This window comes from Neobacillus terrae (assembly GCF_011393025.1).
Classification (GTDB): Bacteria; Bacillota; Bacilli; order Bacillales; family Cytobacillaceae; genus Neobacillus_A; species Neobacillus_A terrae.
On record NZ_JAAOEO010000008.1, the window covers coordinates 115,319 to 142,037 of the forward strand.

Here is a 26,719-nt window from a genome sequence, read left to right on the forward strand (position 1 = left end):
CCTAAAGACATATTGCCGTGACTTTGCCTGGTAAATGGTAAACGACTGCCTTTCTTCATTATGGAATACCCTTCATGGAGAACTTTTGCCCAAGTCAAGTGGATATGCCCATTAACATCTAGCAACAACTATTAAAACCTCAACGGAATCACAGAGGTTTTTATCTGGACCCCATCAGGTGATTCTGTATCATAGCCAAGCGTGCTTAAAAAAGTATCAAGCCCTAGAAAGGCGTTATCCATTTTATTTGTAGGTCCGATCCACACCTCTTTTAACGGAAGCTTGGTTTTATCCCCCGACATTTCTTTAAAATTAAGCTCGATAAATGGAATAATGACACCTTTTGAGGTTCTGAATTTTACATCGGTTTTACGGTGGTCTTCAAAATTCTCTGGAAAGAAGGCTATCCGGTATTCTTCTTCCTGTTTAAAAGAGGGATGTTTAAAAAAGTAACTGTATTTCAAAATACGCTCCATAAATTTTTCCGTAATGGTTTCCAGGGCCCCCTGGGAGAAATTCGCCACCGCTTCCCAAATGCAAAAAAACTCTTTATATTCTTCCCTGATAATTTCCTCCTGAACTTCTTCATCATAAATCACGTAGCCGCTTATATAAGCGTGCGGATAACGATATTCAAGAATTTGGTGCAAATAGGAGGTCTCCAGGCCAATATTGTAGCCATCAAAGCTTGAATAGGAGGACCAATTCGTTATTAAGTCAGAAATATCGGTTAGGGACAGTACAAAGCATTTACTTCTATGGTGCATATTAAAATAAAGCCCGTTTAGAATTCTGAAGATTGCTTCTTTAAAGGGGAGTTTAGCTTCACCCTCCCCTTCCTGTACGGCAACCGCTTCAATAACATCTTTTATATGTTTTAATTCAGAGGTATCGTTTAAAAACTCACTTCTCGTCCCCCAGAAATAGCCTGTATTGATAATTGCATATAAGGCCTGCAAATTCGTATAATGATAAAGCACTCCATCGGTTTTCTTACGAACTCTTAAATCCCTTTTCTCACTCTCTTGCAACGCTTCGAATAGATTCATATACCATGCTCCCATTCATTTGAAAAATTGCTACCCCTTTTATACCTCCCTTTACCTCCATTCAATCAAATATCTCTTTCTTTATTAAAAAATATATTAATCTTCTTCATTAAAGATAACTCATGTTAGGAAAACTTACATATCATGTAGTATAATATGCAAAATAAAACGGACTAAGGGTGAGAATATGGAAAGCAGTCTTTCCTACAAAGACAAGAAGGTTATCAGCATTGGCGTAGTCAGTGAATTAACAGGTCTTTCAGAGCGCCAGATTCGTTATTATGAAGAAAGAAAACTTATATTTCCTGAAAGGCCAAAAGGAGGAAGCCGAAAATATTCCTTTGCAGATGTGGAATTGTTAATGGATATTGCTAATAAAATTGAGGATGGTGTCCAAACCCACGAGATCAAAAAGGAAATGTCCCGAAAGAAAAAGACAGAGGACGAACAAAGCATCCGCAAAAAAATGATTCAGGGACAGATCAACGCCCAATTCGGTCTAAGAAAATAGCTTTCCGGCACCTTTTCTCAAATTCTATGTCAGGTTTTCTGACACGCATGTAGATTCCCCCTCTACCATTATGTAAAAATACAAATATCTTTTTCAAGACATTAAGGGGGAGTTGAATTTGAATACAGCATTTTTGTTAAACAGCCTATGGGTGATGGTGAGTTCCGTTCTTGTCATTTTAATGATTGGCGGATTTATTTTACTGGAAACTGGTTCTACACGGATGAAAAACGCTGGCCATATTGCAGGAAAAACCATTTTGGCATTCGGTATTTCCTCCATCGTTTTTTGGGCAGTGGGTTTTGGACTTATTTTTGGAAAAGGAAATGCACTTATAGGGCTATCAAAATTCCTTTACTCAGGCTATGACATAGGAGGCATTCAGCTTTCAGGTTCAGTTTTCTTCATGTTCCAGCTAGCCTTTGCCGGGATATCGTTAACAGTTGCCTTTGGCGGATTTGCTGAACGGGCAAAGCTTGCTTCATATCTTGTATTCGCACTTTTATTTTCTGTATTTGTTTACCCGCCGATTGCACATTGGATTTGGGGAGGAGGCTGGCTTTCTGAATATGGCCAGCAGGACTTCGCTGGTTCCACTGTCGTCCATTTGACTGGTGCAATGGCGGCATTGGCTGCTACTATTCTATTAAAGCCAAGAATTGGGAAGTTCAACAAAGATGGCTCAGCCAATCAGCTTGATGGTCACAATCAGGTTTTTACCGCTTTAAGCGTCCTGCTTCTTTGGGTTGGATGGTTTGGATTTAACGCAGGAAGTACTTTATCAGCGGATGCAGGATTTTTTGGTTTTGTGTCGCTTAATACCAACTTAGCCGCAGCTGCTGGCACCATTTCCGCCTTAATCATTTCCTGGATCGTTCTGGGGAAAGCAGATGTACCAATGATGTTAAATGGTTCTCTTGCCGGTCTTGTTGCCATAACTGCTTCGTGTGGATTCGTAGAAACTTTGGCAGCTGTTGTAATCGGTCTTATTGCTGGTGTTCTCGTATTCTATAGCATTCGCTTTTTTGAGAAGAAAGGTATTGATGATCCTATCTTCGCTCTTTCCGTACATGGTACAGCAGGGGTTTGGGGTACTTTATCTACTGGCTTCTTTGCTACTAAAGAGCTCGCTACTATCGGAAAACCAGGATTGTTCTATGGCGGCGGATTTGAACAGCTAGGAGTTCAGGCACTTGGAGTGGCGGCAAGTGGACTTTATGCATTTCTTGTTTCCTATGTTCTTCTTCTAGCCGTCAAATATGTAATAAAAGGATTGCGTGTAACCGAAGAGGAAGAAATAATCGGCCTGGATATGAGTGAGCATGGAAGCTACGGCTATCCTGAACTTCTGCATTCTGAAAACCTTAAAGGTGACCAAAAATTTAATTCAGCAGAAACGAAAAAGGCAATTATACAATAAGTGTTTTCGGATCCTATTAAGTGAACGGATTAGGCCGCATCAGCAGCCTCCCTTTGAAGGAAGGTGTCTACTATTTTGACTGATTATACCTATTCAGAGTTAAAGGAATATCGTCAACAAAGGATTGTTTTAGCATCAAAGGATCATTTTGAACTCAATCGCCTTCATGATGAATTAATGATAAAGGCCGTTGAGATTTCTATAGAACGAGTTAAGGAGGAACTGGGGGAACCCCCCACTTCCTTTTGCTTTTTTGTCATGGGAAGCGCCGGCAGGTTTGAACAATCAGTCTGGAGCGATCAGGATCACGGTATTATTTTTAAGGAGAACAGCAAACTGGCACAAAATTATTTTTTAAGGCTGGGGAAAGAAATCGCCCAAGGTCTCTTTATTACCGGTTATCCCCTTTGCGATGGAGGGGTAATGGCCGGGAATCCTTTATGGTGTAAATCACTGAATGAATGGAGTGTACAGATAAAGAACTGGATAAATGAACCCTCATGGGAAACGATCCGTCACTTATTGATTTTTATGGATGGCCGGTCTTTGGCCGGGGAAGATTTGTTTATTAAGGAACTAAAACAGGAAGCGTGCTCGTTAATTCATAAAGACCATCTATTAGCCCGAATGCTCGATAACACGATGCTGCTAAAAAAAGGGGTCGGGCTGCTGGGACAATTTTTAACCGAAACGCACGGTCCCCATTCAGGATTACTAAATATTAAAGAAAAGGCTCTTTATCCTTATATAAATGCGGTAAGAATTCTTGCCCTGAAGGAGTGTATAACCGAGTCTTCCACTCTTTCCCGTCTTCAAAAGCTATCAGAGGAGTCAATTCCAACATCAAAACGCCTGTTATATGAAAAACAATTTTATCAGCTTCTGAATTTTCGTCTTCTATTTGGTGACCATTCGAATTATGATTCCGGTCATTTTCTTTTGGTCAGTAAGCTATCGACCCATCAGAAGAAAGAAGTAAAGGATATTATTAAGAATGGGCCCCATCTTTACCAATTTGTCCGTAAACTTGTCGAGAAGGAACCATAACTATGGGGATGCATGAAATGATTCAGTTTTTCAGGCAAATGTCTGGGAAGCTCGGTTCAAATGTTTATGCAGGCATAAATGGAAATACCGATCCGAAGCAAATCTCTTTTATTCGCCAGCTGCAAAAAGAAATGAAAGAAAAAAACCAGTTAGGGACAAATCTTGCTTTTCTGGAAACAGTTGTTTTCGATCTTGAAACAACCGGATTTAACCCAGATAAAGGAGAGCAGGTTATTTCTATTGGTGCTATTAAAATGTCCGGTACCGAAATTAAGGAAGAGCAATGCTTTTATTCATTAGTCCGTACGAACTCATTAATTCCTGCACACATAGCTGAACTAACAAACATAACAGATGAAGAGTTACTTATAGCTCCTTCTCCTTCAGAAGTGTTACTTAAATTCTATGAGTTTATTGATAGCCATGTTCTTATCGCTCATCACGCGAAGCACGAAAGAGCGTTTATGCAAAAATGGAACCGTGACTGCCTTCGTTCTTCATTTGAACATCGGATTCTGGATACTTCCTTTCTTATCAGGCTGCAGCAGCAATCCTATAAATCAGAGCCATTGGAGAACATTTGCAGCAATTGCGGGATTGAAGTTATGAATCGCCACCATGCTCTGCAGGATGCCAAAATGACAGCCCGGATTTGGCAATACTATTTGAAGAAAGCACTTGAAAGCGGGTTTAACAATTTATATGAGGTCTACGATTATCTTGCCAGGCTATAGCCTGGCATTTCTTTTTTTCTAAAAGCTTTGTTAAACGCTCTCGGCGCTCGCTTTCCGCCGCAATCAACTTAATGAAGAATCAGCCATGAGTTTTAACACAGACTCAAAAAGGCATTTACCGTTAGCATGATTAATAAAGTTTGAAAAAAGGTTATATCCCCCAAGACCGGGAATAATGTAATAAATATCAAGAGAGGTGTATGGAATGCTGTATCTCGATAAAAAACATGACCCGGCTAAAAACAGAAACTTACTTGCTGAGGTTACGGGACAAAGGCTTGACTTAAAACAGGCGCTTGCAGAGACGGATCAGCTTTTTCAGGAAAATAGTACTGCTCCATCGGTCAGCATCCCCTCTGCTTCTCCCCAGCCAAAGCTTCCTTTTTTCCAAAGATTAAAAGCCGGAATTTTTAGGTTCTTTTATACCATTAGAGCATCCTCCGATGAACCGATGTTAAATACAACGGTTGATGAAATGGGAAACCCCTGGCCTGAATGGAAGCCATTGCTCGATGAGGAATACCTTCACTTAATGAAGATTGCGAGAGAAGTGAATGTAGCCGATTTCGGGGCGGTAGGCGACGGTATTACCGACTGTACGGAAGCCTTTGAAAAAGCATCCGGAAACGGAAGAGTGATTGTGCATGTACCGGAAGGAACCTATATTACAAAAGGCATTCGGCTCCCTTCTTTTACCGGCTTAATCGGAAAAGGAAAAGGCGTTACCACCATCAAACTCCACGACAAAGCGCCAAAGGGCACCCGCCTTGTGACAAATTTTCACCATCGGAAAGGAAACAGAAATATCCTTGTGGAGGGAATGAGCCTTGATTGGAATGTGGAACGGCTAGGAACTGCAGAAAAAACAAGTACCTGGGGAAACCATTCCAGCTGCCTGACATTTGCGAATGTATCATACGGCTGGGTTAAGAATGTAGAGGGAATTAATCCTGGGCTCCACTGTTTCGATATTTCTTCTACATTATATAATTATTCGGGTGATGGATTCCGTGCACGAGGCGGGAGCCAATACGTCTGGTTAGATTTATTGACCGGTTACGGTTTTGGTGACGATGGGATTACAACCCACCACAGTGACAATATCCTGATAACAAACTGCCATATGTGCGACCCTAGCGGCCGTGCCCATAAAAAAGGTTTTTCCAATTCAAACGGGATTGAAGTGGATGATGGCTCAAAGAATGTCTGGCTGGTTAATAATTCTTCAACCCGATGTTTTGGCGGTGTAGAAATAAAAGCACATGCTACTTCATCAGCAGCCTGCAATGTCCAAATTATTGGCCATTTGTCCGTTAATGATAACCGATCCTATAACTTCAGGCATATTGGCCATCACCAAAGCACAGATCCCGAGTCGAAAACTGCTTATAATATCAAAGCAACCAATCTGGCTGCTCTGGCACCAATTTATACAGATCTTTATAAGGATTCAGAACCGAGAGGATTGGTTGTATCTGCATATAAAAACGTGGCCATTAACCATTTCACCTTAATAGGCGACCCTGAATATGACTACCGGAAGAACCCAGTGATTGCTGTTCAATACAAGTCGCGAAATGTTGGGCTCTATAATGTTAACATCCGCCACTTTAAAAAGGCGGGAATTGATATTAAGGTATTCGGCGGAGATAACCACCCGGAAAATGTGGCCATTAACAATGTTATTGTTCACGACTCCGCCCCACAAGCTATCCATATTGGATCAGGCATTTTAACAGCGTCCATCCAAAATATCAGAGCAACAGGAAAAAACGGAAAAGCAGGACTTGTGACCGAACAGCCCGGAACTCTCGTTTCCAACTTCCGCGCCGATGGATATAAAATTTCTGTTTCTATTGCTGGCGATGAGGCAAAAACCATTTCATAAGTACTCTACAAGATTGAAAAAGGCTCTCCCATTGGGAAAGCCTTTTTCAATCCGATAACGTATGGCTGCTCCTGTTGCTTTCAAGATCGCCGGCAATACTTTTTCAACAATTTCCCAGGGCCTCTTTGGTCATATATTGAGTCATTTCCTTTTCAATATAAAGATTAGAAATGCCTCAGCCAAAATATTATAGATTGGAAGAACAAAAGGCGCATGCGCCCTATTTTTATGATGAAAGGCTAAATACGCAACATCCTGTGGGCCTCCGACAGGCATAAGACGAATCACGCAGTCATCCTCGGAAAAGCTAAAGCTTTTCCTTCGTGCGATGCGGATGCTTCCGAGGCGTTCCTTGTCCTGATTTCTGAAGTGGTTTGGCTTATGACTCCGAGCTGTTCTAATCATCACCTATCGGTCATGATCCTCACAAGATATTCAAAGAAGCATATTCCCGAGGAAAACTGGCTGGGCGCTGGAGCTGGATTACAATAACCCAGTTCAAGTTATCCACAAGGTAAAAATCTTAATTTCCTAAAAGATTAAAAAGGCCGAGGTACCAATTAGGTACTCAGCCTTTTAGTTATATCTTAAACACCAGGGAACCAGCCCGGTGAGTTAACAATCGCCTGCCATAAAGGTTCTGGAACCTCATGATGGTCAGGATCGTTTTTATCAATTTCCGTAACAATTTCTTCTTCTCTTCCGCTTTGTACTTTTTCAACCCAGTCAGGATCAATAATAAGTTCGCGAGCCAAAGCGATCAGAGGAACACCAGATGCAATTGCCTTTAATGCTTCGTCTGCTGTGTAGATGGAACCTACACCAATAAGAGGCACCCTGTTATTGATTGTGTCCATTAACTGTTCAATCCTTGGACGATCAAGATCTGCTCCTCTTCTTGGCTTAGAATAGAAATCCATCAAAGAAACGTGAAGATAATCAAGACCCTTACCTGCGAGTACATCCACTAATGCAAGAGTGTCATCCATTGTAATTCCTGGCGTTTCCGGTTCTTCAGGAGAAAATCTGTAACCAACAATAAATGGTTCTTTTGTGTGCTCTTTCACTACTCTTTGTACTTCATCCACAATAGCAAGCGGGAAAGCCATTCGTTTTTCTAGACTTCCACCCCAGCGATCTTCACGACGGTTTGAATGAGGAGAGAAGAATTGCTGGATAAGGTATCCGTTTGCACCGTGGATTTCTACTCCATCATAGCCTGCCTCTATTGCCCTGCGTGTAGTCTCTCCAAAAGCCTTAATAATTTCTTCAACTTCAGAATCGGAAAGCTCTCTAGGAACTGGTCCTGACTGTCTGTTTGGTGATTGAACTCCGCTTGCACTTACAACATCACCATCAACCAGCTCGGGCGGGCATTCCCGGCCGCCATGGAATATTTGGAGAACTGCTTTTGCTCCCTCCTCTTTAATAGCTGAAGCAAGCTGTTTTAAGCTTGGGATCATTTCATCGCGATCTCCGGCAAATTCCCCTTTAAAACCTTGGCCGTTAGCAGTTACATTAGTGCAGGCAGTAATAACCATACTGACATCCTTTGAACGGCGGGCGTAGTACTTTACCTCTGCCTCCGTTACAGTTCCATCCGAATTGGATGAAAAATTTGTCATTGGTGCCATTACAATACGGTTTTTTAACTCCACGCCATCTTTTAAAGAAAGCGGCTGAAATAAAGAATTATATTTTTGATTCATTTCTGTTCCTCCTTGGTGCTATTGAAATCAAATTTTATTCAACCCACTGGACAATATCATCCAGCTGCCTTCGTGCTTTTGGACGCGGTTCTTTAACTCTGTAGCCAAAGGCGGCCATTACCGACATTGACAGCCTTCCGTTTTCCAAAAGCCCTTCCTCTTCAAGTATCTTGTTTACAGCATCCATATCGAATCCCTCTATTGGACAAGAATCGATTCCAATCAAGGCTGCCGCCGTCATCATATTTGTTAAGGCGATATACGTCTGTTTACCTGCCCAGTCCAATATTGCCCGCTCATTATCAAATAAGTGAAAGTCCTCTTCCTGAAAGGACCGATATCTAACAAGCATTCCCTGGTGCACTTCTTCTGGAACTTTTTTTACCTCTTTCATTTGATGGGCAATATAATCTGAATCATATTTTGTATCCTTAATGGTTCTTGCCAGAATCAGAACAAAATGGCTTGCCGTCGGAAGCTGTCCCTGTGCCCCCCAGGCCACCTCTTTCAATCTTTCCCGAAGCCTTGAGTTTTGGACAACAATAAATTTCCATGGTTCTATCCCTAAAGAACTGGGGGATAATCTTGCAGCCTCCAAAATATATCGAAAATCACTTTCAGAGATCTTTTTATCCTGGTCAAATTCCTTGGTGGCATGCCTGAATTCCAGTGACTCTAAGATTTCCTGTTTCTTTGCTATCATGTCGGCCACAGTGAATCTCTCCCTTCGGACCAGAGAATAATTTACGATAGCTTTTCCGCTTCAAATATTTTAACTTCATTTGGCATCGCCAAATGTTCCTTAATTTCTTTGCCAAAGGCTTTATAATGCTCAGTCTCACGATGGAAAGTGGTGGCATCCTTATCCTTCCATTCCTCCACCATTACAAAGGTGCTTGGATCCTTTACATCTTCATATAAGTGGTAGCTGATATTTCCCTCTTCCGCTTTAGAACCTTCCATTACCTTATCAGCAGCACGCAAAAACTGCTGCTTGCTTTCTGGTTTAACCTTAATGAACGCATGAATGATGATCATAAACTTTCCCTCCTATTTGTTGGCCAAGTGTTATTATCCACTAAAAACCATGCTTTTATATGTATACAACCTTAAAACAACAAGCTTGTTGTTTACAAACTTTCTGCCTATCCGCTTTCCGTAAGAAAAAGGGCAGCAGACATTTTTGTTTTTACATTACTGCACATGGTTAAACATTTTTTTATGCAATCAGAATATATAGATATAAATTCTGAGCAGCCAAAGAAAAGAAGCCTTCCCAATGGGAGGCTCCCCCGACATTTATATTATTGTTTCCAAAAACGAAGCAGGAATAGATTAACAATAGCAAGGGCAACGTATATACCTGCGAGCTTATGATGAAGTGAAAAGAAGAAGGCACCTGCAGCAATGGAGAAAATTAATAACTCGAGCAAAGTCCGATATATACCCGTTATAGGATAAGGAGCGCCCGGCGAACCAAAAGTACCCCAAACAACAGCAAAGGCCAACGGAGCTCCAATCCCCAGGAGCCATTTTACTGCCCCTCCGTTACCAGTATGGAATCCCCATATTCCGAGAGCTGCCAATGCAGCAAGCTCCAACAAAAATCTCAACGCCAGATTCCCTGATTTAATCACTTCCACCATTTTCTCCTCCTAACCTTTCCAACCCTCCAAGAAAGGATGAAATAATAAGCTCTAAACTTTTATCCGTATTTAGTGCTAGGCCAAAGCCTCCCTTTTGTTCCAGCATCGAAAAACCATGCAGAATGCTTCTCAGTCCGCGAACGGCATGCAATGAAGTATCTCCTTCCAGCCCATAAATCTGAAGCATACTTACGGCCAGTTCAACTATTTTACTTCCCGCCCGCTGTACTTCATCATTTTCTGGATTGGGGGCAGACAAGGTTGCCTCATAGAGACCAGGATGCTTTCGCGCAAAGCTTATATAAGCTTTACTAACATTTAATATCCTATTTTCACCCGGGTCCCCGATTGTGTGTTCTTCAAGCTCTTCGTATAACCGTTCAATTCCGTAGACAGCCAGTTTTTCACGTAAATCTGCAAGCCCGTTAAAATGGTTATATAGTGAGGGAGGACGGATTCCTAGCTTTTTTGCAAGGGTTGCTAATGTAACCTCAAGGTAGCTGTATTCATCTGCAATATTCGCAGCTTCCTTTAAAATTGTAGTTAAATCTAATGAATGTTTAGGCCTCGGTGACATTTTACTTACTCCCTTTATAATTTCATTTCAAATCGTTTTATGACCTTTTCCATTTCTGATTGCGGATTTTTGATCATCTCTCCATGACCAACAGCAAGTATTGAAGGCTGGTAGGAGAGAATTTTTTTTGCACTTTTTAATGCCGTTTTTTTATCCCAAGTCCCTAGTGCAGGAAAAGGAAACCAAATCCTTTTGTCTCCAGCAACAGCCATGCCCCCTCTTATTTGAAAGGCATCTCCGGCAATAAGGGCGTTAGAACGTATATCCATAAAGGACATTGAACCTGGTGTATGGCCAGGAGTTTCAATGGCAATAAGTGACCCAACCCTATCGCCTTCGTTTAATAAAATGTCCGGCTTGGTTTTAAGATTTTTAGGAACTCCGCCTTTAATAACTGTTTGAGGCTCTCCCCCTTCTAAGGATTTATCTCCGTCCATTATCCTTGCATCCCTTTTTGATATATAAACTGGTGCAGCTGCAAACTCGGCTTTTACAGCATCCAGGGCACCTACATGATCTTCATGAGCATGTGTAAGAACAATTCTTGTAATGGGTTTACCAATTTTCTTTGCGACTTCCAGAATACCTTTCGCACTAAATGGCATTGCAGCATCAATAAGTGTCAGCCCCTCTTCCTCCTCGATCAAATAACAATTCACCGGGAAAAGTCTGGCAAGAGAAGTTAATTGATATAGATATCCTTCACGTATGGCTCTCATTAGAACACACTCCTTAACTAATCTTATTAGTTTTATTTTAACTAATACCATTAGTTAAATCAAGGGTATTTTTTCCAAAAATAAAGAGGGCAATTTTGCCTCCCTCTTTTTCCTATTCAAGATACTCCTCTCTTAGCTGAGGATTTAAGTATCTGGCCATTCCTGTTTTAAGTTTTTTAAGGCCAAGCTTCCGGTTAAACTCCTCGTTTCCACTTGTGGAAATTAAATGTATCCAAGAGACACTGCTTAACCTCTCCAGCAAAAACTCCATTATTTTTTTCGCAATACCCTGCTTCTGAAAATCTTTTTTCACCACAACATCATAAATAGCCGCATTAAAAAATCCATCAGTCATTGCTCTTCCAAATCCAATGAGTCGTCCATCCACTGTAACCAATACTTTAACATTACTGGCTTCAAAAACTTGCTGAATAATTTCATTCGTATGCTTTGTCCAACCTACAGAGCAATAGACTCCTCTCATTTCATCCAGATTTGCATCGGTAAAATCACTACTGATTTGTATATCCATATACTCCCTCTAAAGATGTATTGTTTTTTTACGATTTTCTTCAATCGAACTAAAATATTCTTCCTTCAATATGGAATAAACGTGGAGATCCCAGTGTTTCCCCTTAATCTTCATCCCTTTACGCAAAATGCCCTCGTGTTTCATACCCGCCTTTTCCATTACCCGTGCAGAACCAATATTTTCGGTAAAACAACGCGCCTGAATCCGTATCAAATCCATATTTTCAAATCCAAAACGGATTAATTCCTTAGCTGCTTCTGTTGTAATCCCTTTCCCCCAGTATTCCGGAGAAAGCACGTACCCAATTTCGGCACTATTTTGACCCGGATTCCAGGATACAAAGTCGATTGTTCCTATCATTTTATGATTCTCTTTATATTCAATAGCCCATGGAGCTACTTTTCCATGTAAATATTGATTTAAAACAAAGCCAATAAATTCTTTTGTATCGTCTAAAGATTCATGAGCATCCCAGGTTACGAAGCGGGAAACTTCTTTGTTTGAACAATAATCAAACATATCACCCAAATCCTGAATTGTTACCTTTCTCAAAATTATCCTTTCTGTTTCCAGGATTGGCAAATCGCTGTATATTTCGACTGTTTCCATGCTTCCACCCCTATTTTAAATTTTCACTTATTATACAAAATTTTCTAAACCGGTTGAGTTAAATTTAAAAAACTGATAAATTTATCCAAAAATAAGAAATCTGATGTGGTACAATTTACTTATATAGGAGGCGATTATATGGAACCCGGAAACCAGAATACTTGGTTTTACGTCAGAAATCGTCAGCAAGAGGGACCCATCAGTTTATTTGAATTAACTAAAATGTTTGAACAAGGTGTGCTTTACGAAAATACCCTTATTTGGAACAATGATTTGGACGACTGGAATTTGGCCGGGTCATTGGATCAATTCTCCTCTTTTTTTAAAAACACATTATCATCAGTAGACCGCCAGGAACTCCTGCCTCTTGATTGCCTAGTTGAATGGCAGTCACTAATCAGATATATCGCAAGGATGTTTGATCTTGCTATTTTTTCATCACTTGTTGGTATCCTTCTCACATTTTTTCACCTGATTTTTTATCTGAAATATCCTTCAAATTTTTAGGATTGCTCATCCTTTCACTTTGGTCAGCAACAGAACCGATCATTCTTTCTATTTTTGGCAATACACTTGGAAAGTCTCTTCTAAATACGAGGATTCGCAGCATTACTGGAGAGCCCCTGGACTATTTAACTGCGTTTAGAAGAAGTTTTTATATCGCATTATCCGGGATGGGGTTGGGGATTCCTTTCTTTAGTTTCCTATTTTCACTACGTTCCCATTTTAGTAGGCCTAAAAGCGGCTTGTCTCCATGGGATTTAAAATGCGGTACAGTAATTCTCTATGGAGAAACCAGTATTGGCCGCTTTTTATTCACTGCTCTGTTACCTGATGCTTTATTTTGTACTGGTTTTATTTTCGGGAAAATATAAGGAATTTTTAAAATATTATAATCTGCTGAATATATGAGTACCCTTCAATCATGATATGATGATTATAGTTATTTTTTAAGGAGATGAAGAAACTTGAAGAATGAAATCATTGAGAGATTTACTACATACGTAAAAGTGGACACCCAGTCCGATGACACCAGTGAAACATGCCCTTCCACTAAAGGCCAGCTAACGCTTGCCAGAATGCTTGTGGATGAGCTTACATCCATCGGCATGACTGAAGTAAATATGGATGAGAATGGGTATGTTATGGCAACCCTTCCTGCCAACACAGACAAAGAGGTTCCGGTAATCGGATTTTTAGCCCACGTAGACACTGCGACTGATTTTACCGGAAAGAACGTACAGCCCCAAATAGTTGAAAACTATGATGGCAAGGATATCACTTTAAACCAATCCTTAAATATTGTGATGACAACAAGTGATTTCCCGCAGCTTCCTGACTATAAAGGCCACACTCTTATTACAACAGATGGTACCACTCTCCTTGGGGCGGATAATAAAGCTGGAGTTGCTGAGATAATGACAGCAATGGACTATTTGATCAACCATCCTGAGATTAAGCATGGAAAAATCAGAGTAGCGTTTACTCCGGATGAGGAAATCGGAAGAGGTCCGCATAAATTTGATGTGGCAGCATTTAACGCAAATTATGCTTATACCGTTGATGGCGGTCCCTTGGGAGAGCTCGAATATGAAAGCTTTAATGCGGCTTCAGCAAAAATAACAATCAAAGGAACTAACATCCATCCTGGAACAGCTAAAGGAAAAATGGTCAATTCCATCAAAATTGCAATGGAATTAAACAGCATGCTTCCTGCAGAAGAAGCTCCAGAGCATACGGAAGGCTATGAAGGCTTCTATCATCTTCTTGGTTTTAATGGAGATGTAGAAGATACAAACCTTAGCTATATCATTCGGGATTTCGAACGCGAGAGTTTTGAAGCCCGCAAGGAAAAAATGGAGTCTATTGTAAATAATTTAAAGAAAAAATATGGCGAAGACCGGCTGCAGTTAGAACTAAAAGACTCCTACTACAATATGCGTGAAAAAATCGAACCAGTAAAATTTATTGTCGATATCGCACACGAAGCAATGGAAAAGCTTGATATCAAACCAATTATCAAGCCGATTCGTGGCGGTACAGACGGTTCTCAGCTATCCTATATGGGCCTTCCAACACCAAACATATTTACCGGTGGTGAAAACTATCACGGTAAATATGAATTCATTTCTGTAGATAACATGCTAAAAGCAGTAAACGTTATAATCGGAATTGCTCAGCTGTATGAACAAAAAGCGTAAAGATTCAGGCTGCCCCTATTGCTGGGATGGCTTTTTTTGTGTTCTGCTTTTAATTTAGGGCAAGTTAATGAACTATTTTTGAATTATGTGTAGTTTCTTTGGACTTGGGGATATTGGAGGGTAAGAAGAGACTTCGGATATATTATTAGGAGGCATTATTATGAGTATGGATCAATATAAATTAAGTCATGTCAGACTTGCCCTAAACAAACTAATAAACGGACTTGATTTAGAGAATAGGGATGCACAGAGAGAGGTTGCTTTCGTATTGTCATCAGCATTATGGACCGTTGAAAAACTTGAACAGGTACGCAAGTCTTAAAATAGCACCTTTTATAGACTTTCACTTACTTTTGGAGAACCTTGTCCGGAATCCTCTATCTTTCTTTAGAAAAAGAAAAAGAACCTTTTTTCGTTTCGCTTTTCCTAAAGGCAAGCCAATAAGCGAGCCCCACAAAAATACAGCCGCCTGTAGCATTTCCCAAGAAGACTGGAAAAAAGTTTTGCAGGTATTCAATCCAGGTAAAATGACCTGCAAAAATAGCTGCCGGAATAACAAACATATTGGCGACAACTTGCTGAAAACCAATTGCGACAAAAGTCATGGTGGGAAACCAAATTCCTGCGATTTTCCCCATTATATCGTCTGCTCCGTAAGACAGCCAAATAGCCGGGGCCACAAGCCAATTACAGCCAATTCCTGATAAAAAGGCCTGCATAAAATTTGTTTCGAGTTTATGCTGAGCAATACTGACTGTCTTTTCCAAAAACGGTCCCGTTTCGGTCAGCCCTGCCAAATGGCCAAAAACATATGCTACAAAATTGGCTGGATAAAATTACTGGCAGTTATAACAAACCAGTTCTTTAGGACCTCCCCAGACCCAACCTTTGCAGCAAAACGAGCTAAAGGCACCGCCATCATGTTGCCCGTTAACTGTTCTCCGCCAGCCAGGAGCGTAAGAATTATCCAATTGGAAAAACAGATGCCCCTATTAAACTCTCCAAGCCTTCTATAGGTCCTTCCAATCCGGCTGTCACTCTAATAAAAAGCAGATATCCAAGAGCAATGAAGGCACCTGCTTCAAATCCAAGAATAAATTTTTCACGGAAAGGATATTTCACTTTTTTCACACCAATATAAAAAGTGGCTGACATTATTTCCTCAGGTTTCTTGAATGCCATACTCTCTCAAGTCCTCTCACTTTCTTTTTTGTGAAGTTTATCACATATATGCATGCCTATTTTACCGCATTCCCCCTTCTCAATCGTGTGAACTTTTATCTACCATTTTTAAAACGCTTACATTTTTTCTTCAAAAAAAATTTTTTTGGGCGCTATTTCTTAACCTAACAACAATGTAAACGCTATCATTCATTTCAGATTGTTTTGAATTGTCAGATTATATATTGACCACATTTTTGAATGGTTGTATTATTAACGACAATAAGAAAAACATCCATTAACCTTGAAGCCTTTTTCCATGACTTCGGTATAAAAAAATATGGACAATAAGGCTGTTATTTTAAACTTTTATTTTAATCCTTTAAAGCTGTTATTTATTAAAGATTGGAGTTGTTTCAACAATGACAAGTCAGTGGATTTTTCTTGGCGGTACATTCGTCAGGAAAGAAGATGCGGTAGTATCGGTGTATGATCACGGTTTTTTGTATGGAGATGGGGTGTTTGAAGGTATTCGGGTTTACAGCGGAAATGTTTTCAGGCTTGACGCCCATATTAAACGGCTGTATGAATCCGCCCAGTCCATCAGGCTCCAGATTCCCTACACGAAAGAGGAAATGAGCCAAATTATCGTCGATACTGTCACAAAAAACAACCTCCAGAGTGCCTACATCCGTGTCGTGGTTTCAAGAGGAGCCGGAAACCTAGGACTTGATCCTTCTTCCTGTTCTCAGCCTCGTGTAATTGTTATTGCTGAGGAACTGGCTCTTTATCCAAAAGAATTTTATGAACGCGGGCTAAAAATTGCTTCAGTGGCAACAAGGCGGAATCGCCCCGATGTTCTTAGCCCACAGGTAAAATCCCTAAACTATTTAAATAATATCCTCGTAAAAATGGAAGCCAACCAGGCTGGCGTGGATGAAGCTTTAATGCTGAACGATCAGGGCTATGTTACTGAAGGCTCTGCTGATAATATTTTCATTGTTAAAAACGGAGTAATCTTTACTCCTCCTGTATATCTTGGAGCCTTGGAAGGCATTACCCGCAATGCCATTATCGATATTGCGCGTGATAAAGGCTACGAATTAAGGGAATCGCCATTTACACGCCATGATGTCTATGTAGCAGATGAGGTTTTCTTAACTGGTACCGCAGTAGAGGTTATCGCGGTTATCGAAGCAGATGGACGAAAAATCAACGACGGCCTGCCAGGCCCAATAACAAATCATCTTTTAGAGGAATTCAGAAAGGCTGTTGTTACAGATGGAGTATCTTGTTACCCTCCAAAAACACAGGCCGTTTACAGTTAGGAGGACCTTATGAGAAGTGACATGATTAAAAAAGGCATGGACCGTGCACCGCACCGAAGCCTTTTATACGCAACTGGAGTAAAAGTTAGTGATCTCGAAAAGCCTTTTATTGGAGTATGCAATTCATACATTGATATTATTCCAGGCCACCGCCATCTTAATCAATTCGGAGAAATAGTAAAAGAAGCTATTCGCGAAGCTGGCGGTATCCCATTTGAGTTTAATACGATCGGAGTGGATGACGGAATTGCAATGGGCCATATCGGCATGCGCTATTCCCTTCCAAGCCGAGAGATTATTGCTGACAGTGCTGAAACAGTTATTAATGCCCATTGGTTTGATGGGGTCTTTTATATTCCAAACTGTGATAAAATCACGCCTGGAATGCTGATGGCAGCTGCCCGCACCAATGTTCCTTCAGTCTTCGTTTCCGGAGGACCTATGGAAGCCGGCATGTCTCCATCAGGAAAGCCCCTCTCCCTTGTATCTGTTTTTGAGGGGGTGGGTGCCTATAACAAGGGGTCCATTTCCGAAAAGGAACTGCTTGAACTTGAAACTCATGCTTGCCCAACTTGCGGATCCTGTTCAGGAATGTTTACTGCAAATTCAATGAACTGCCTGATGGAGGTCCTTGGCCTGACAGTTCCAGGCAACGGAACCATTGTTGCCACCTCCGAAGAAAGACATGAACTTATCCGGCAGGCAGCAAGGCATTTGATGGAATTAGTCAAAAAAGATATCAAGCCTCGGGATATCTTAACAAAAGAAGCTTTTGATAATGCATTTGCACTTGATATGGCTATGGGAGGATCAACAAATACCGTCCTTCATACCTTAGCCATCGCCCATGAGGCTGGTATTGAATATGACCTTAAGGAAATCAACCGCATTGCTGAAAGAGTTCCTTATTTATCAAAAATAAGCCCGGCTTCCGATTATTCCATGCAGGATGTTCATGAAGCTGGCGGAGTCAGTGCCATTATCAATGAGCTTTGCCAGATTGACGGCCTGATAAATAAAGATTGCTTAACTATTACAGGAAAAACCATCGCGGAAAGCGTAAGCGAAGCAAAAATTACAAATGAAAAGGTTATTCGTACTAAAGAGAATCCATACAGCCCTGTTGGCGGCCTTTCCATCCTCTTTGGAAATCTCGCTCCCGATGGCGGCGTCATTAAAGTTGGTGCAGTTGACCCTTCCATTAAAACCTTCCTAGGCGAAGCTATTGTTTTTGAATCCCAGGAAGAAGCTCAGGCTGGAATCGACAACGGCCTTGTAGAATCGGGACATGTGGTAGTTATCCGCTACGAAGGACCAAAAGGCGGTCCGGGAATGCCCGAAATGCTCGCCCCTACCTCTGCCATAGCTGGACGGGGTCTCGATAAAGAGGTTGCCCTCATTACCGATGGAAGATTTTCAGGAGCAAGCCGCGGAATTTCAGTCGGCCATATCTCACCAGAAGCGGCTGAAGGCGGCCCTATTGCCTTCGTTGAAAATGGTGACCCAATCATGATCGATCTCCAAACCAGAAGCATTGACCTTCTGGTTGAAGAAGAAGTTTTGGCCAAGAGACGTGCAGCCTGGAAAAAGCCTGAACCAAAAATCAAATCTGGCTATCTTGCAAAATATGCAAAGCTTGTAACATCCGCTAACACAGGCGGAGTGATGAAAATATAACTTTTGAAATCGATGACGGGAATAAAGGAATAACAATAAGTATTTTCAGAGAGCCGGGGTTGCTGGAAGCCCGACAATACTTCTTATTCTGACATCATCCCTGAGTGCTGAGCTGAACGGTCAACCAATTAGGCTGAGCCGGGTATTTTTAAAATACCCGTTACCAAAAAGAAGCGGCGCTTTATTTCATGCCGCTTCATAAGGCAGCATTTGCAAAAATGCTGTGAAATCGGGTGGTACCGTGGAAAGCAAAGGCCTTTTCTCCCCGTTTAAGCTGTATATCCTTTATATGCAGTTTATTCGGACAGGAATAGGCCTTTTTTCTATGGATAATTAGACTCAGAAAATGCAGAAAATTCAAATGTTTACCACGGCAAATGCCGATTTTAAATTACTTATTTTATACCAAGGAGGGATTACTACGTGAATGTTGAAGCAGCGCTGGCCATACAAACCAGCACAGCCCCCAAAACGGGAGCAGATCTTCTCATCAAATCACTTATTGAAGAGGGAGTTGAATTGTTGTTCGGGTATCCGGGAGGAGCCGTACTTCCAATCTATGACGCGATATACCGGGCAAGGGATGAAATTAAACACATCCTCTTCCGCCATGAACAGGGCTCTATCCATGCAGCAGAAGGTTATGCCCGGATTACAGGAAAACCCGGAGTAGTCATTGCGACATCCGGACCCGGAGCAACCAATCTGGTGACAGGAATTGCTGATGCCATGATGGATTCCCTTCCATTGGTTATTTTCACTGGACAGGTGGCCACGAGTGTTATCGGAACAGATGCTTTCCAAGAATCAGACATTATGGCCATCACCACTCCTATTACCAAACATAATTATCAAGTTCGGTCAGCCGGAGACTTACCCCGGATTGTTAAGGAAGCCTTTCATATCGCTTCCACCGGCCGTCCGGGTCCAGTAGTGATCGACATTCCAAAGGATATTTCAGCGGGTGAAATCGATGACAGTGATTTAAAGTCAGACTTTTTTCTGCCTGGCTATCAGCCGACAACAAAGCCAAATCCGCTTCAAATCAAGAAGCTGGCGGAGGCACTGTCAAAATCAAGAAAACCGGTTTTACTAGCAGGCGCTGGTGTTCTTCATGCCAAAGCCTCTGAAGAGCTTAGGAATTTTGCTGAAAAACATTCCCTGCCAGTTGTTACTACCCTTTTAGGCCTTGGAAGCTTCCCTGCTGAAAGCCCTCTTTCCCTTGGGATGGGCGGAATGCATGGGACCTATACAGCAAATATGGCACTTTATGAGTGCGATTTACTCATCAATATTGGAGCTAGATTCGATGACCGCCTGACAGGTAATCTTAAACACTTTGCTCCTAATGCTAAGGTTGCACACATCGATATTGACCCTGCAGAAATAGGAAAAGTCGTAATCACACATATTCCTATTGTTTCAGATGCAAAAGAAGCACTCTGCGAACTGTCATCTCAATCAGTTGAACCGCTTGTCCACCACGAATGGATGGAAAAGCTCGAGCAGAACAAATTGCAGTTCCCTCTTTGGTACAAAAATAACGATTCCGATATGTGTCCGCAGTGGCTCATGCGGGCCATTCATCAAGCCACAAACGGGGACGCAGTCATTACAACAGATGTAGGGCAGCATCAAATGTGGGCAGCACAATACTATCAATTTTCAGAGCCTCACCGCTGGGTGACCTCAGGTGGGCTTGGCACGATGGGGTTCGGTTTTCCTGCAGCAATAGGCGCTCAAATTGCCTCACCTGAAAGCAAAGTTATCGCAATCGTTGGGGACGCAGGCTTTCAGATGACTTTGCAGGAATTATCCGTGGTTCATGAGCTGAAATTGCCTATTAAAATCATCATTGTGAACAATGGAGCTCTGGGAATGGTTAGGCAATGGCAGGAAACATTCTATGAAAATCGTTATTCCCATTCCGTTTTGCAATCCCAGCCTGATTTTTCAATGCTTGCCGAAAGCTATCAAGTTCGCGGCATTAAGGTAACCTCGCAGGAAGAACTTCTTTCTGTTTTACCTGATGTCATGGCATACGATGGACCAGTTTTGATGGACTGCCGCGTTCTCCAGCAGGAAAACGTCTATCCAATGATTGCCCCCGGAAAAGGGCTTCACGAAATGATCGGGGTGAAAGAATGAGAAGAATTATAACCGCAACTGTCCAAAACCGAAGCGGTGTCCTTAATCGCGTAACAGGGCTCCTGCAAAGACGGCAGTTTAATATTGAAAGCATTTCTGTCGGCCCCACTGAAACAGAGGGCATCTCAAAAATGACACTAGTTGTTGATGTGGAAGACAGCCAGAAGCTGGAGCAGGTTACAAAACAGCTAAACAAGCAGATTGATGTTTTAAAAGTTTCCGATATAACCGACAAAGCTATTGTTGCCAGAGAATTGGCCCTAATCAAGGTAGCCGGCGGCGGACAGCTTAGAAGCGAAATAAAAGGAATAATCGAACCTTTTCGGGCATCCATTATTGACGTTAGCAAAGACAGTCTTGCTATTCAGGTAACCGGAAAGCCGGAAAAAATAGAAGCTCTGATTGAACTGCTTCGCCCATATGGAATTAAAGAGCTTTCCAGAACAGGTTTGACAGCCTTTTTACGGGGACAGCAGCCTCAGGTAACTGAAATGAATTCCTACTCTCTATTAAAATAAAAACTTTCGAAGGGATGATAAAAGATGGCAAAGGTTCTTTATAACAGCGATATTCAGGAAGAGGTACTACAAGGTAAAAAGGTAGCAGTTGTGGGCTACGGTTCACAGGGCCATGCACACGCGCTTAACCTCCAGGAAAGCGGTTTTGATGTTGTCGTAGGTTTAAGAGGCGGTAGGTCCTGGGATAAAGCCGTTGAAGATGGGGTTGATGTCCGTTCAGTTGCGGAAGCTGTAGCAGCTGCAGATGTTGTTGTGGTTCTACTTCCAGATGAGCTTCAGCCAAAGGTATATGAAGAAAGCATTAAACCTAACCTTAACCCAGGCAATGCGCTTGTTTTTGCCCACGGATTCAATATTCACTTTAACCAGATCGTCCCTCCAGCTGATGTTGATGTTTTCCTCGTTGCCCCCAAAGGACCGGGCCATTTGGTAAGACGTACTTACACAGAAGGCGGAGGTGTTCCGGCTCTATATGGTATTTATCAGGATTATACAGGAAATGCCCGTTCCCTCGCTCTTGCTTATGCCAAAGCTATTGGTGCTGGCCGTGCCGGAGTTTTGGAAACAACCTTCCAGGAAGAAACCGAAACAGACTTGTTTGGAGAACAGGCAGTGCTTTGCGGCGGTGTTACCAGTCTGATTAAAGCAGGTTTTGAAACACTGACTGAAGCAGGATACCAGCCAGAGGTTGCTTATTTTGAATGTCTTCATGAAATGAAGCTGATCGTTGACCTTCTCTATGAAGGAGGACTTGAAAATATGAGATATTCCATTTCCGATACAGCCCAATGGGGAGATTTTGTTTCTGGACCACGTGTTGTAAACGAGGAAACAAAAGAACGAATGAAGGAAATCTTGAAGGATATTCAAACCGGTGTTTTTGCTAAAGGCTGGATCCTGGAAAATCAGGCAAACCGCCCTCAATTTAATGCTATTAACCGCAGCGAGAATAATCATCCAATCGAAAAAGTAGGCCGGGAGCTTCGCGAACTGATGCCATTTATTAAACGTCCAGTAAATGCGAAAAAGGAAGTGGCTGTCCATGGTTCACATTAACATTTTTGATACAACACTGCGTGATGGAGAACAGTCACCGGGCGTCAATCTTAATCAGCTTGAAAAGCTTGAAATAGCAAGACAGCTTGAACGGTTTGGAGTAGATGTTATGGAGGCCGGATTTCCGGCTTCCTCCCAGGGTGACTTTGAAGCTGTAAGAGCAATTGCTCGTACGATCAAAAATGTTTCGGTTACAGGTCTTGCCAGAGCAACAAAGCAGGACATCGATATTGCCTGGGAAGCCCTAAAGGTCGCAAGCGAGCCAAGGCTGCATGTTTTTCTGGCAACCTCCCCTATTCATATGACCTATAAGCTCAAAAAGACACCAGAGGAAGTTATCGACACCGCGGTTAGCATGGTTTCTTACGCTAAAAAGAAATTTGGCCAAATCGAATGGTCAGCTGAGGATGCTTCAAGATCTGATCTTGATTTCCTTGTAAGAATCATTGAGAAAGTCATTGATGCAGGCGCTACAGTTATTAACCTCCCTGATACTGTTGGGTATACAACTCCCGAGGAATACGGACGAATTTTCCGTTACGTTAGAGAAAACGTTCCAAATATTCATAAGGTGGCTCTTTCCGCCCACTGCCATGATGATTTAGGTCTCGCAGTAGCCAACTCCCTGGCGGCAATGGAGAACGGTGCCACTCAAATTGAAGGCACCATTAATGGAATCGGAGAACGTGCCGGGAATGCAGCGCTGGAGGAGTTCGGGGTTGCCCTGAATATCCGTAAAGACAGATACCCTTATACTACTAATCTTGTATTAAAAGAAATTAAACGTACCAGTGACCTGGTCAGCCGATTTACCGGGATGGCGGTACCTCCTAACAAAGCCATTATTGGAAAAAATGCCTTTGCCCATGAATCTGGGATTCATCAGGATGGAGTACTGAAGCATGCATCTACCTATGAAATTATTACTCCTGGGCTAGTAGGTATTCAATCAAACCAGCTCGTACTTGGCAAACATTCAGGAAGCCACGCCTTTAAAGACAAAATAGAACAGCTTGGATTTTCTCTTTCAAGCGATAAACTTTCAGAAGCTTTTAAAGCCTTTAAACTTTTAACCGACAAGAAGAAGGAAGTTACAGACGAAGATCTGTTCACAATACTTACCGATATTCAAACTGATTTCTCTGACGTTAAAAAATATGAGCTTGAGGCCTTCCAGGTTCAATATGGATCAGCTAATCTTCCAACGGCGACCGTAGCGTTAACTACCCCTGAAGGAATTCGTGCAGAAACAGCGAGAACCGGCCAGGGAAGCGTGGAAGCTCTTTACAATACACTAGAAGCGCTAATTAAAGAAGAAATTCACCTAACAAATTTCAAACTAAGCTCTGTCGGGCAGGGACGTGATGCATTGGCAGAAGTTCATGTCAGCATGACCGTAAATGGAACAGCTGTAAGCGGGCGCGGTTCTGCTCAGGACGTACTGGAGGCTTCAGCCAAAGCCTTTCTAAACGCGGTGAATCGTGTATTTTTCAATGCAAAGGCAATTCAAAAGGAAAAGGCATTAATTTAACCTAGGAGGCCAACCAGAATGAAAAAACAAATTGTACTGCTGCCCGGTGATGGGATCGGAACCGAAGTTATCCACTCTGCTAAGGAAGTTTTAAAGGTAATTGCTGAAGAATTCAATCATACCTTTGAGTTTGAAACCCACGATATAGGCGGATCAGCAGTTGATTTGCATGGCACCCCCCTTCCTCAGGCAACTGTTGATGCCTGTAAAAAAGCTGATGCAGTTTTATTGGGTGCTGTCGGCGGGCCAAAATGGGATCAGCTTCCTTCTCATCTAAGGCCTGAACGTGGTTTGCTTGGCATCAGAAAAGAACTAGACCTATTTGCAAATCTAAGGCCAGTAAAAAGCTTTAAAAATTTGCTTCACGCCTCTCCCCTTAAGGAATCTGTTGTAAGCGGAAGCGATCTTCTCATTGTTCGCGAGCTCACTGGAGGCCTATATTTTGGAACTCCGAGTGAACGCGTGAATGGCGGCGAAGCTGTTGTAGATACTCTGGCTTATACCCGAAAAGAGATTGAAAGAATTGTAGATAAGGGCTTTCAGGCTGCACAGACCCGGCGCGGTCACCTCACCTCTGTTGATAAGGCTAATGTTCTTGAATCCAGCAAAATGTGGCGCGAGGTAGTTGAAGAGAAAAAAGCGCAGTATCCTGATGTTAAAGTAGAGCATGTTCTGGTAGATGCTGCGGCTATGAAACTGATTACTAATCCATCTCAATTTGATGTAATTGTCACCGAGAATCTGTTTGGCGATATTTTAAGTGATGAAGCATCTGTTCTAACTGGTTCACTGGGCATGCTCCCTTCAGCCAGCCTTCGTGAGGATGGAGTCGGACTTTATGAGCCGGTTCACGGTTCTGCACCGGACATCGCCGGAAAAGGCATTGCCAACCCAGTTGCGATGATTTTATCGACTGCACTGATGCTGAGATATTCATTCCAGATGGAAAAAGAAGCATCGCTAATCGAAGAAGCTGTGCAGGCAGTACTGGATTCCGGATACCAGACAGCTGACCTTCAGATTCCGAATGGGCGCAAAGTTGGAACGGTTGAAATGACTCACAGAATCATTGATTACATTGTTACTCAAAATGCATCTAAATGCATCATGGGATGTTACGCATAAGAAAAGCGAAAGCGCCCGTTTAGCCTCCCCTCTTGGGATGAGACAATTTCCAAGGGGGCTGCAGGCTAACTATTCATTTTAATAATTGGGGGGATACGAATGCAAAAGCCAAAAAATATTATCGAAAAAATCTGGGAGAAGCATGTTGTCCATCGTGAGGATGGCAAACCGGATTTACTATACATCGATCTGCATCTTGTCCATGAAGTTACTTCTCCCCAGGCCTTTGAAGGATTGCGTATGAACAGCCGTAAGGTACGGCGTCCTGATCTTACTTTTGCCACCATGGATCATAATGTTCCTACCAGGGAGCGCCATATTATTAAAGATTTAATTTCTAAAACACAGATGGATACTCTTAAACAAAACTGTTCCGACTTCGGTATTACGCTTGCAGATATCGATCATCCCGAAAATGGAATCGTTCATGTCATAGGTCCTGAACTGGGACTAACACAGCCTGGCAAAACCATCGTTTGCGGTGACAGCCATACTTCTACCCATGGCGCATTTGGTGCGCTTGCTTTTGGAATTGGAACAAGTGAGGTAGAACACGTACTTGCTACGCAGACCCTCTGGCAGGCACGCCCTAAAACGCTTAATGTAAAAGTAAACGGCCAGCTTGGCAAGGGAGTTGCCGCAAAGGATTTGATCCTCGCCATTATTGGAAAATACGGTGTCCGCTTTGGAACTGGTTTTGTTATTGAATTTACCGGCGAAGCAATCAGGGGCCTTTCAATGGAAGAACGCATGACGGTTTGTAATATGTCCATTGAGGCTGGGGCTCGGGCTGGTTTGATTACACCTGATGAAACCACAATTGAGTACTTAAGAGGCAGAAGATTTGTCCCTCAGGGAGAGGAATTTGAAAAAGCAGCTGATAGCTGGCGAGCTCTGGCATCTGATCAGGGCGCTTCTTATGATGCTGTCATCGAAATTGAGGCTGAAGAAATTGCTCCACAGGTTACCTGGGGTACAAACCCTGGAATGTGCCTTCCAGTTACCTCCTTTGTTCCTAATCCCGAATCTGCTGCAAAAGAAAGCGAAAAAGATGAAATTCGGCGTGCTCTTGAATATATGGGTCTTGAAGCTGGCCAGCCTATTTCAAGCATTGAAATCGACCATGTATTTATCGGTTCCTGTACGAACTCGAGAATTAGCGATCTTCGGAACGCAGCTGAAGTAATTCAGGGCAGAAAGGTACATCCCGGAGTCCGGGCACTAGTCGTTCCCGGTTCCGCAAGTGTTAAAGCTGAGGCTGAAAAAGAAGGATTGGATGTTATTTTTAAAGAAGCTGGCTTTGAATGGCGTGACGCGGGATGCAGTATGTGCCTGGCTATGAATGATGATTTTGTTCCTCCGGGCGGCCGATGCGCATCAACCTCCAATCGTAACTTTGAAGGACGTCAGGGTAACGGGGCGCGTACCCACCTGGTAAGTCCGGAAATGGCAGCCGCAGCTGCAATTGAAGGACGTTTTACTGATGTTCGCCAATTTTCTCAGGCAGTACTCAATTCATAGGAGGCTATAAAA

At 42.3% G+C, this 26,719-nt stretch carries 26 protein-coding genes and 1 pseudogene; 17 read left to right on the forward strand and 10 right to left on the reverse strand.

Going from position 1 to position 26,719, the window contains the following annotated elements:
* Positions 1-131: 131 nt before the first annotated feature.
* The gene (locus G8761_RS13400) at positions 132-1,049 is read right to left on the reverse strand and encodes a DUF2971 domain-containing protein (RefSeq protein ID WP_166027462.1); all 918 of its coding nucleotides are present in this window, start codon (positions 1,047-1,049) and stop codon (positions 132-134) included.
* A gap of 187 nt (positions 1,050-1,236) precedes the next feature.
* Between G8761_RS13400 and G8761_RS13405 the strand changes: the two genes are divergently transcribed.
* From G8761_RS13405 to G8761_RS13425, 5 genes are all read left to right on the forward strand, one after another.
* Positions 1,237-1,560, forward strand: coding sequence for a MerR family transcriptional regulator (locus G8761_RS13405; RefSeq protein WP_166027464.1), 324 nt, complete (start codon positions 1,237-1,239; stop codon positions 1,558-1,560).
* 154 nt (positions 1,561-1,714) lie between these two features.
* A complete protein-coding gene (locus G8761_RS13410; RefSeq protein ID WP_420800252.1) occupies positions 1,715-2,980 on the forward strand; it encodes an ammonium transporter in 1,266 nt (421 codons plus the stop codon).
* 75 nt (positions 2,981-3,055) lie between these two features.
* Complete coding sequence (locus tag G8761_RS13415; RefSeq protein WP_166027468.1) at positions 3,056-4,027, forward strand: DUF294 nucleotidyltransferase-like domain-containing protein; 972 nt, start codon at positions 3,056-3,058, stop codon at positions 4,025-4,027.
* A gap of 17 nt (positions 4,028-4,044) precedes the next feature.
* The gene (locus G8761_RS13420) at positions 4,045-4,761 is read left to right on the forward strand and encodes an exonuclease domain-containing protein (RefSeq protein ID WP_243450013.1); all 717 of its coding nucleotides are present in this window, start codon (positions 4,045-4,047) and stop codon (positions 4,759-4,761) included.
* A 205-nt stretch (positions 4,762-4,966) separates the two neighbouring features.
* Positions 4,967-6,649 carry a glycosyl hydrolase family 28-related protein gene (locus G8761_RS13425; protein ID WP_166027472.1) on the forward strand — a complete coding sequence of 561 codons (1,683 nt, stop codon included), beginning with the start codon at positions 4,967-4,969 and terminating at the stop codon, positions 6,647-6,649.
* Positions 6,650-7,236: 587 nt separating this feature from the next.
* Here G8761_RS13425 and G8761_RS13430 read toward each other — a convergent pair.
* The 8 genes from G8761_RS13430 to G8761_RS13465 form a co-directional block, all read right to left on the reverse strand.
* A complete protein-coding gene (locus G8761_RS13430) occupies positions 7,237-8,358 on the reverse strand; it encodes an NADH-dependent flavin oxidoreductase (protein WP_166027474.1) in 1,122 nt (373 codons plus the stop codon).
* Positions 8,359-8,392: 34 nt separating this feature from the next.
* Positions 8,393-9,061: an NAD(P)H-dependent oxidoreductase gene (locus G8761_RS13435; protein WP_166027678.1), complete on the reverse strand. Its 669-nt coding sequence runs from the start codon at positions 9,059-9,061 to the stop codon at positions 8,393-8,395.
* A 41-nt stretch (positions 9,062-9,102) separates the two neighbouring features.
* On the reverse strand, positions 9,103-9,396 hold the full coding sequence (locus G8761_RS13440) for a putative quinol monooxygenase (RefSeq protein ID WP_166027476.1): 294 nt from the start codon (positions 9,394-9,396) through the stop codon (positions 9,103-9,105).
* Between the two features lie 266 nt (positions 9,397-9,662).
* Positions 9,663-10,004: a YrdB family protein gene (locus tag G8761_RS13445; RefSeq protein ID WP_166027478.1), complete on the reverse strand. Its 342-nt coding sequence runs from the start codon at positions 10,002-10,004 to the stop codon at positions 9,663-9,665.
* The gene (locus G8761_RS13450) at positions 9,988-10,581 is read right to left on the reverse strand and encodes a TetR/AcrR family transcriptional regulator (RefSeq protein ID WP_166027480.1); all 594 of its coding nucleotides are present in this window, start codon (positions 10,579-10,581) and stop codon (positions 9,988-9,990) included. The genes G8761_RS13445 and G8761_RS13450 overlap by 17 nt, the downstream gene beginning before the upstream one ends.
* A 14-nt stretch (positions 10,582-10,595) precedes the next feature.
* Positions 10,596-11,300, reverse strand: a complete 705-nt coding sequence (locus G8761_RS13455) for an MBL fold metallo-hydrolase (RefSeq protein WP_166027482.1) — start codon at positions 11,298-11,300, stop codon at positions 10,596-10,598.
* A gap of 112 nt (positions 11,301-11,412) precedes the next feature.
* Positions 11,413-11,832: a GNAT family N-acetyltransferase gene (locus tag G8761_RS13460; protein WP_166027484.1), complete on the reverse strand. Its 420-nt coding sequence runs from the start codon at positions 11,830-11,832 to the stop codon at positions 11,413-11,415.
* A gap of 9 nt (positions 11,833-11,841) precedes the next feature.
* A complete protein-coding gene (locus G8761_RS13465; protein WP_166027486.1) occupies positions 11,842-12,441 on the reverse strand; it encodes a GNAT family N-acetyltransferase in 600 nt (199 codons plus the stop codon).
* Between the two features lie 138 nt (positions 12,442-12,579).
* On the opposite strand from G8761_RS13465, the gene G8761_RS13470 reads away from it, so the two are divergent.
* The 4 genes from G8761_RS13470 to G8761_RS13485 all read left to right on the forward strand — a co-directional run bounded on the left by G8761_RS13470 (position 12,580) and on the right by G8761_RS13485 (position 14,964).
* Positions 12,580-12,948: a DUF4339 domain-containing protein gene (locus G8761_RS13470; RefSeq protein WP_166027488.1), complete on the forward strand. Its 369-nt coding sequence runs from the start codon at positions 12,580-12,582 to the stop codon at positions 12,946-12,948.
* A gap of 2 nt (positions 12,949-12,950) precedes the next feature.
* Positions 12,951-13,316 carry an RDD family protein gene (locus G8761_RS28095; RefSeq protein WP_166027490.1) on the forward strand — a complete coding sequence of 122 codons (366 nt, stop codon included), beginning with the start codon at positions 12,951-12,953 and terminating at the stop codon, positions 13,314-13,316.
* 93 nt (positions 13,317-13,409) lie between these two features.
* A complete protein-coding gene (pepT, locus tag G8761_RS13480; RefSeq protein ID WP_166027492.1) occupies positions 13,410-14,642 on the forward strand; it encodes a peptidase T in 1,233 nt (410 codons plus the stop codon).
* A gap of 160 nt (positions 14,643-14,802) precedes the next feature.
* A complete protein-coding gene (locus G8761_RS13485) occupies positions 14,803-14,964 on the forward strand; it encodes a hypothetical protein (RefSeq protein ID WP_166027494.1) in 162 nt (53 codons plus the stop codon).
* Between the two features lie 55 nt (positions 14,965-15,019).
* Here G8761_RS13485 and G8761_RS13490 read toward each other — a convergent pair.
* Positions 15,020-15,824: pseudogene (locus tag G8761_RS13490) on the reverse strand (formate/nitrite transporter family protein).
* Positions 15,825-16,225: 401 nt separating this feature from the next.
* On the opposite strand from G8761_RS13490, the gene ilvE reads away from it, so the two are divergent.
* The 8 genes from ilvE to leuC all read left to right on the forward strand — a co-directional run bounded on the left by ilvE (position 16,226) and on the right by leuC (position 26,707).
* Positions 16,226-17,131: a branched-chain-amino-acid transaminase gene (gene ilvE, locus G8761_RS13495; RefSeq protein ID WP_166027496.1), complete on the forward strand. Its 906-nt coding sequence runs from the start codon at positions 16,226-16,228 to the stop codon at positions 17,129-17,131.
* Positions 17,132-17,140: 9 nt separating this feature from the next.
* Positions 17,141-18,808: a dihydroxy-acid dehydratase gene (gene ilvD / locus G8761_RS13500; RefSeq protein ID WP_166027498.1), complete on the forward strand. Its 1,668-nt coding sequence runs from the start codon at positions 17,141-17,143 to the stop codon at positions 18,806-18,808.
* A 423-nt stretch (positions 18,809-19,231) separates the two neighbouring features.
* Entirely contained in the window at positions 19,232-20,956 is a 1,725-nt protein-coding gene (gene ilvB / locus G8761_RS13505; RefSeq protein ID WP_166027500.1) for an acetolactate synthase large subunit, read from the forward strand.
* Complete coding sequence (gene ilvN, locus G8761_RS13510; protein WP_166027502.1) at positions 20,953-21,474, forward strand: acetolactate synthase small subunit; 522 nt, start codon at positions 20,953-20,955, stop codon at positions 21,472-21,474. Before ilvB ends, ilvN begins: the two co-directional genes overlap by 4 nt.
* Before the next feature lie 24 nt (positions 21,475-21,498).
* Positions 21,499-22,530, forward strand: a complete 1,032-nt coding sequence (gene ilvC, locus G8761_RS13515) for a ketol-acid reductoisomerase (RefSeq protein WP_166027504.1) — start codon at positions 21,499-21,501, stop codon at positions 22,528-22,530.
* The gene (locus tag G8761_RS13520; RefSeq protein ID WP_166027506.1) at positions 22,517-24,061 is read left to right on the forward strand and encodes a 2-isopropylmalate synthase; all 1,545 of its coding nucleotides are present in this window, start codon (positions 22,517-22,519) and stop codon (positions 24,059-24,061) included. Before ilvC ends, G8761_RS13520 begins: the two co-directional genes overlap by 14 nt.
* An 18-nt stretch (positions 24,062-24,079) precedes the next feature.
* Positions 24,080-25,186 carry a 3-isopropylmalate dehydrogenase gene (gene leuB / locus G8761_RS13525; RefSeq protein WP_166027508.1) on the forward strand — a complete coding sequence of 369 codons (1,107 nt, stop codon included), beginning with the start codon at positions 24,080-24,082 and terminating at the stop codon, positions 25,184-25,186.
* Between the two features lie 99 nt (positions 25,187-25,285).
* The gene (leuC, locus tag G8761_RS13530; protein WP_166027510.1) at positions 25,286-26,707 is read left to right on the forward strand and encodes a 3-isopropylmalate dehydratase large subunit; all 1,422 of its coding nucleotides are present in this window, start codon (positions 25,286-25,288) and stop codon (positions 26,705-26,707) included.
* The last annotated feature ends 12 nt before the right edge of the window (positions 26,708-26,719 follow it).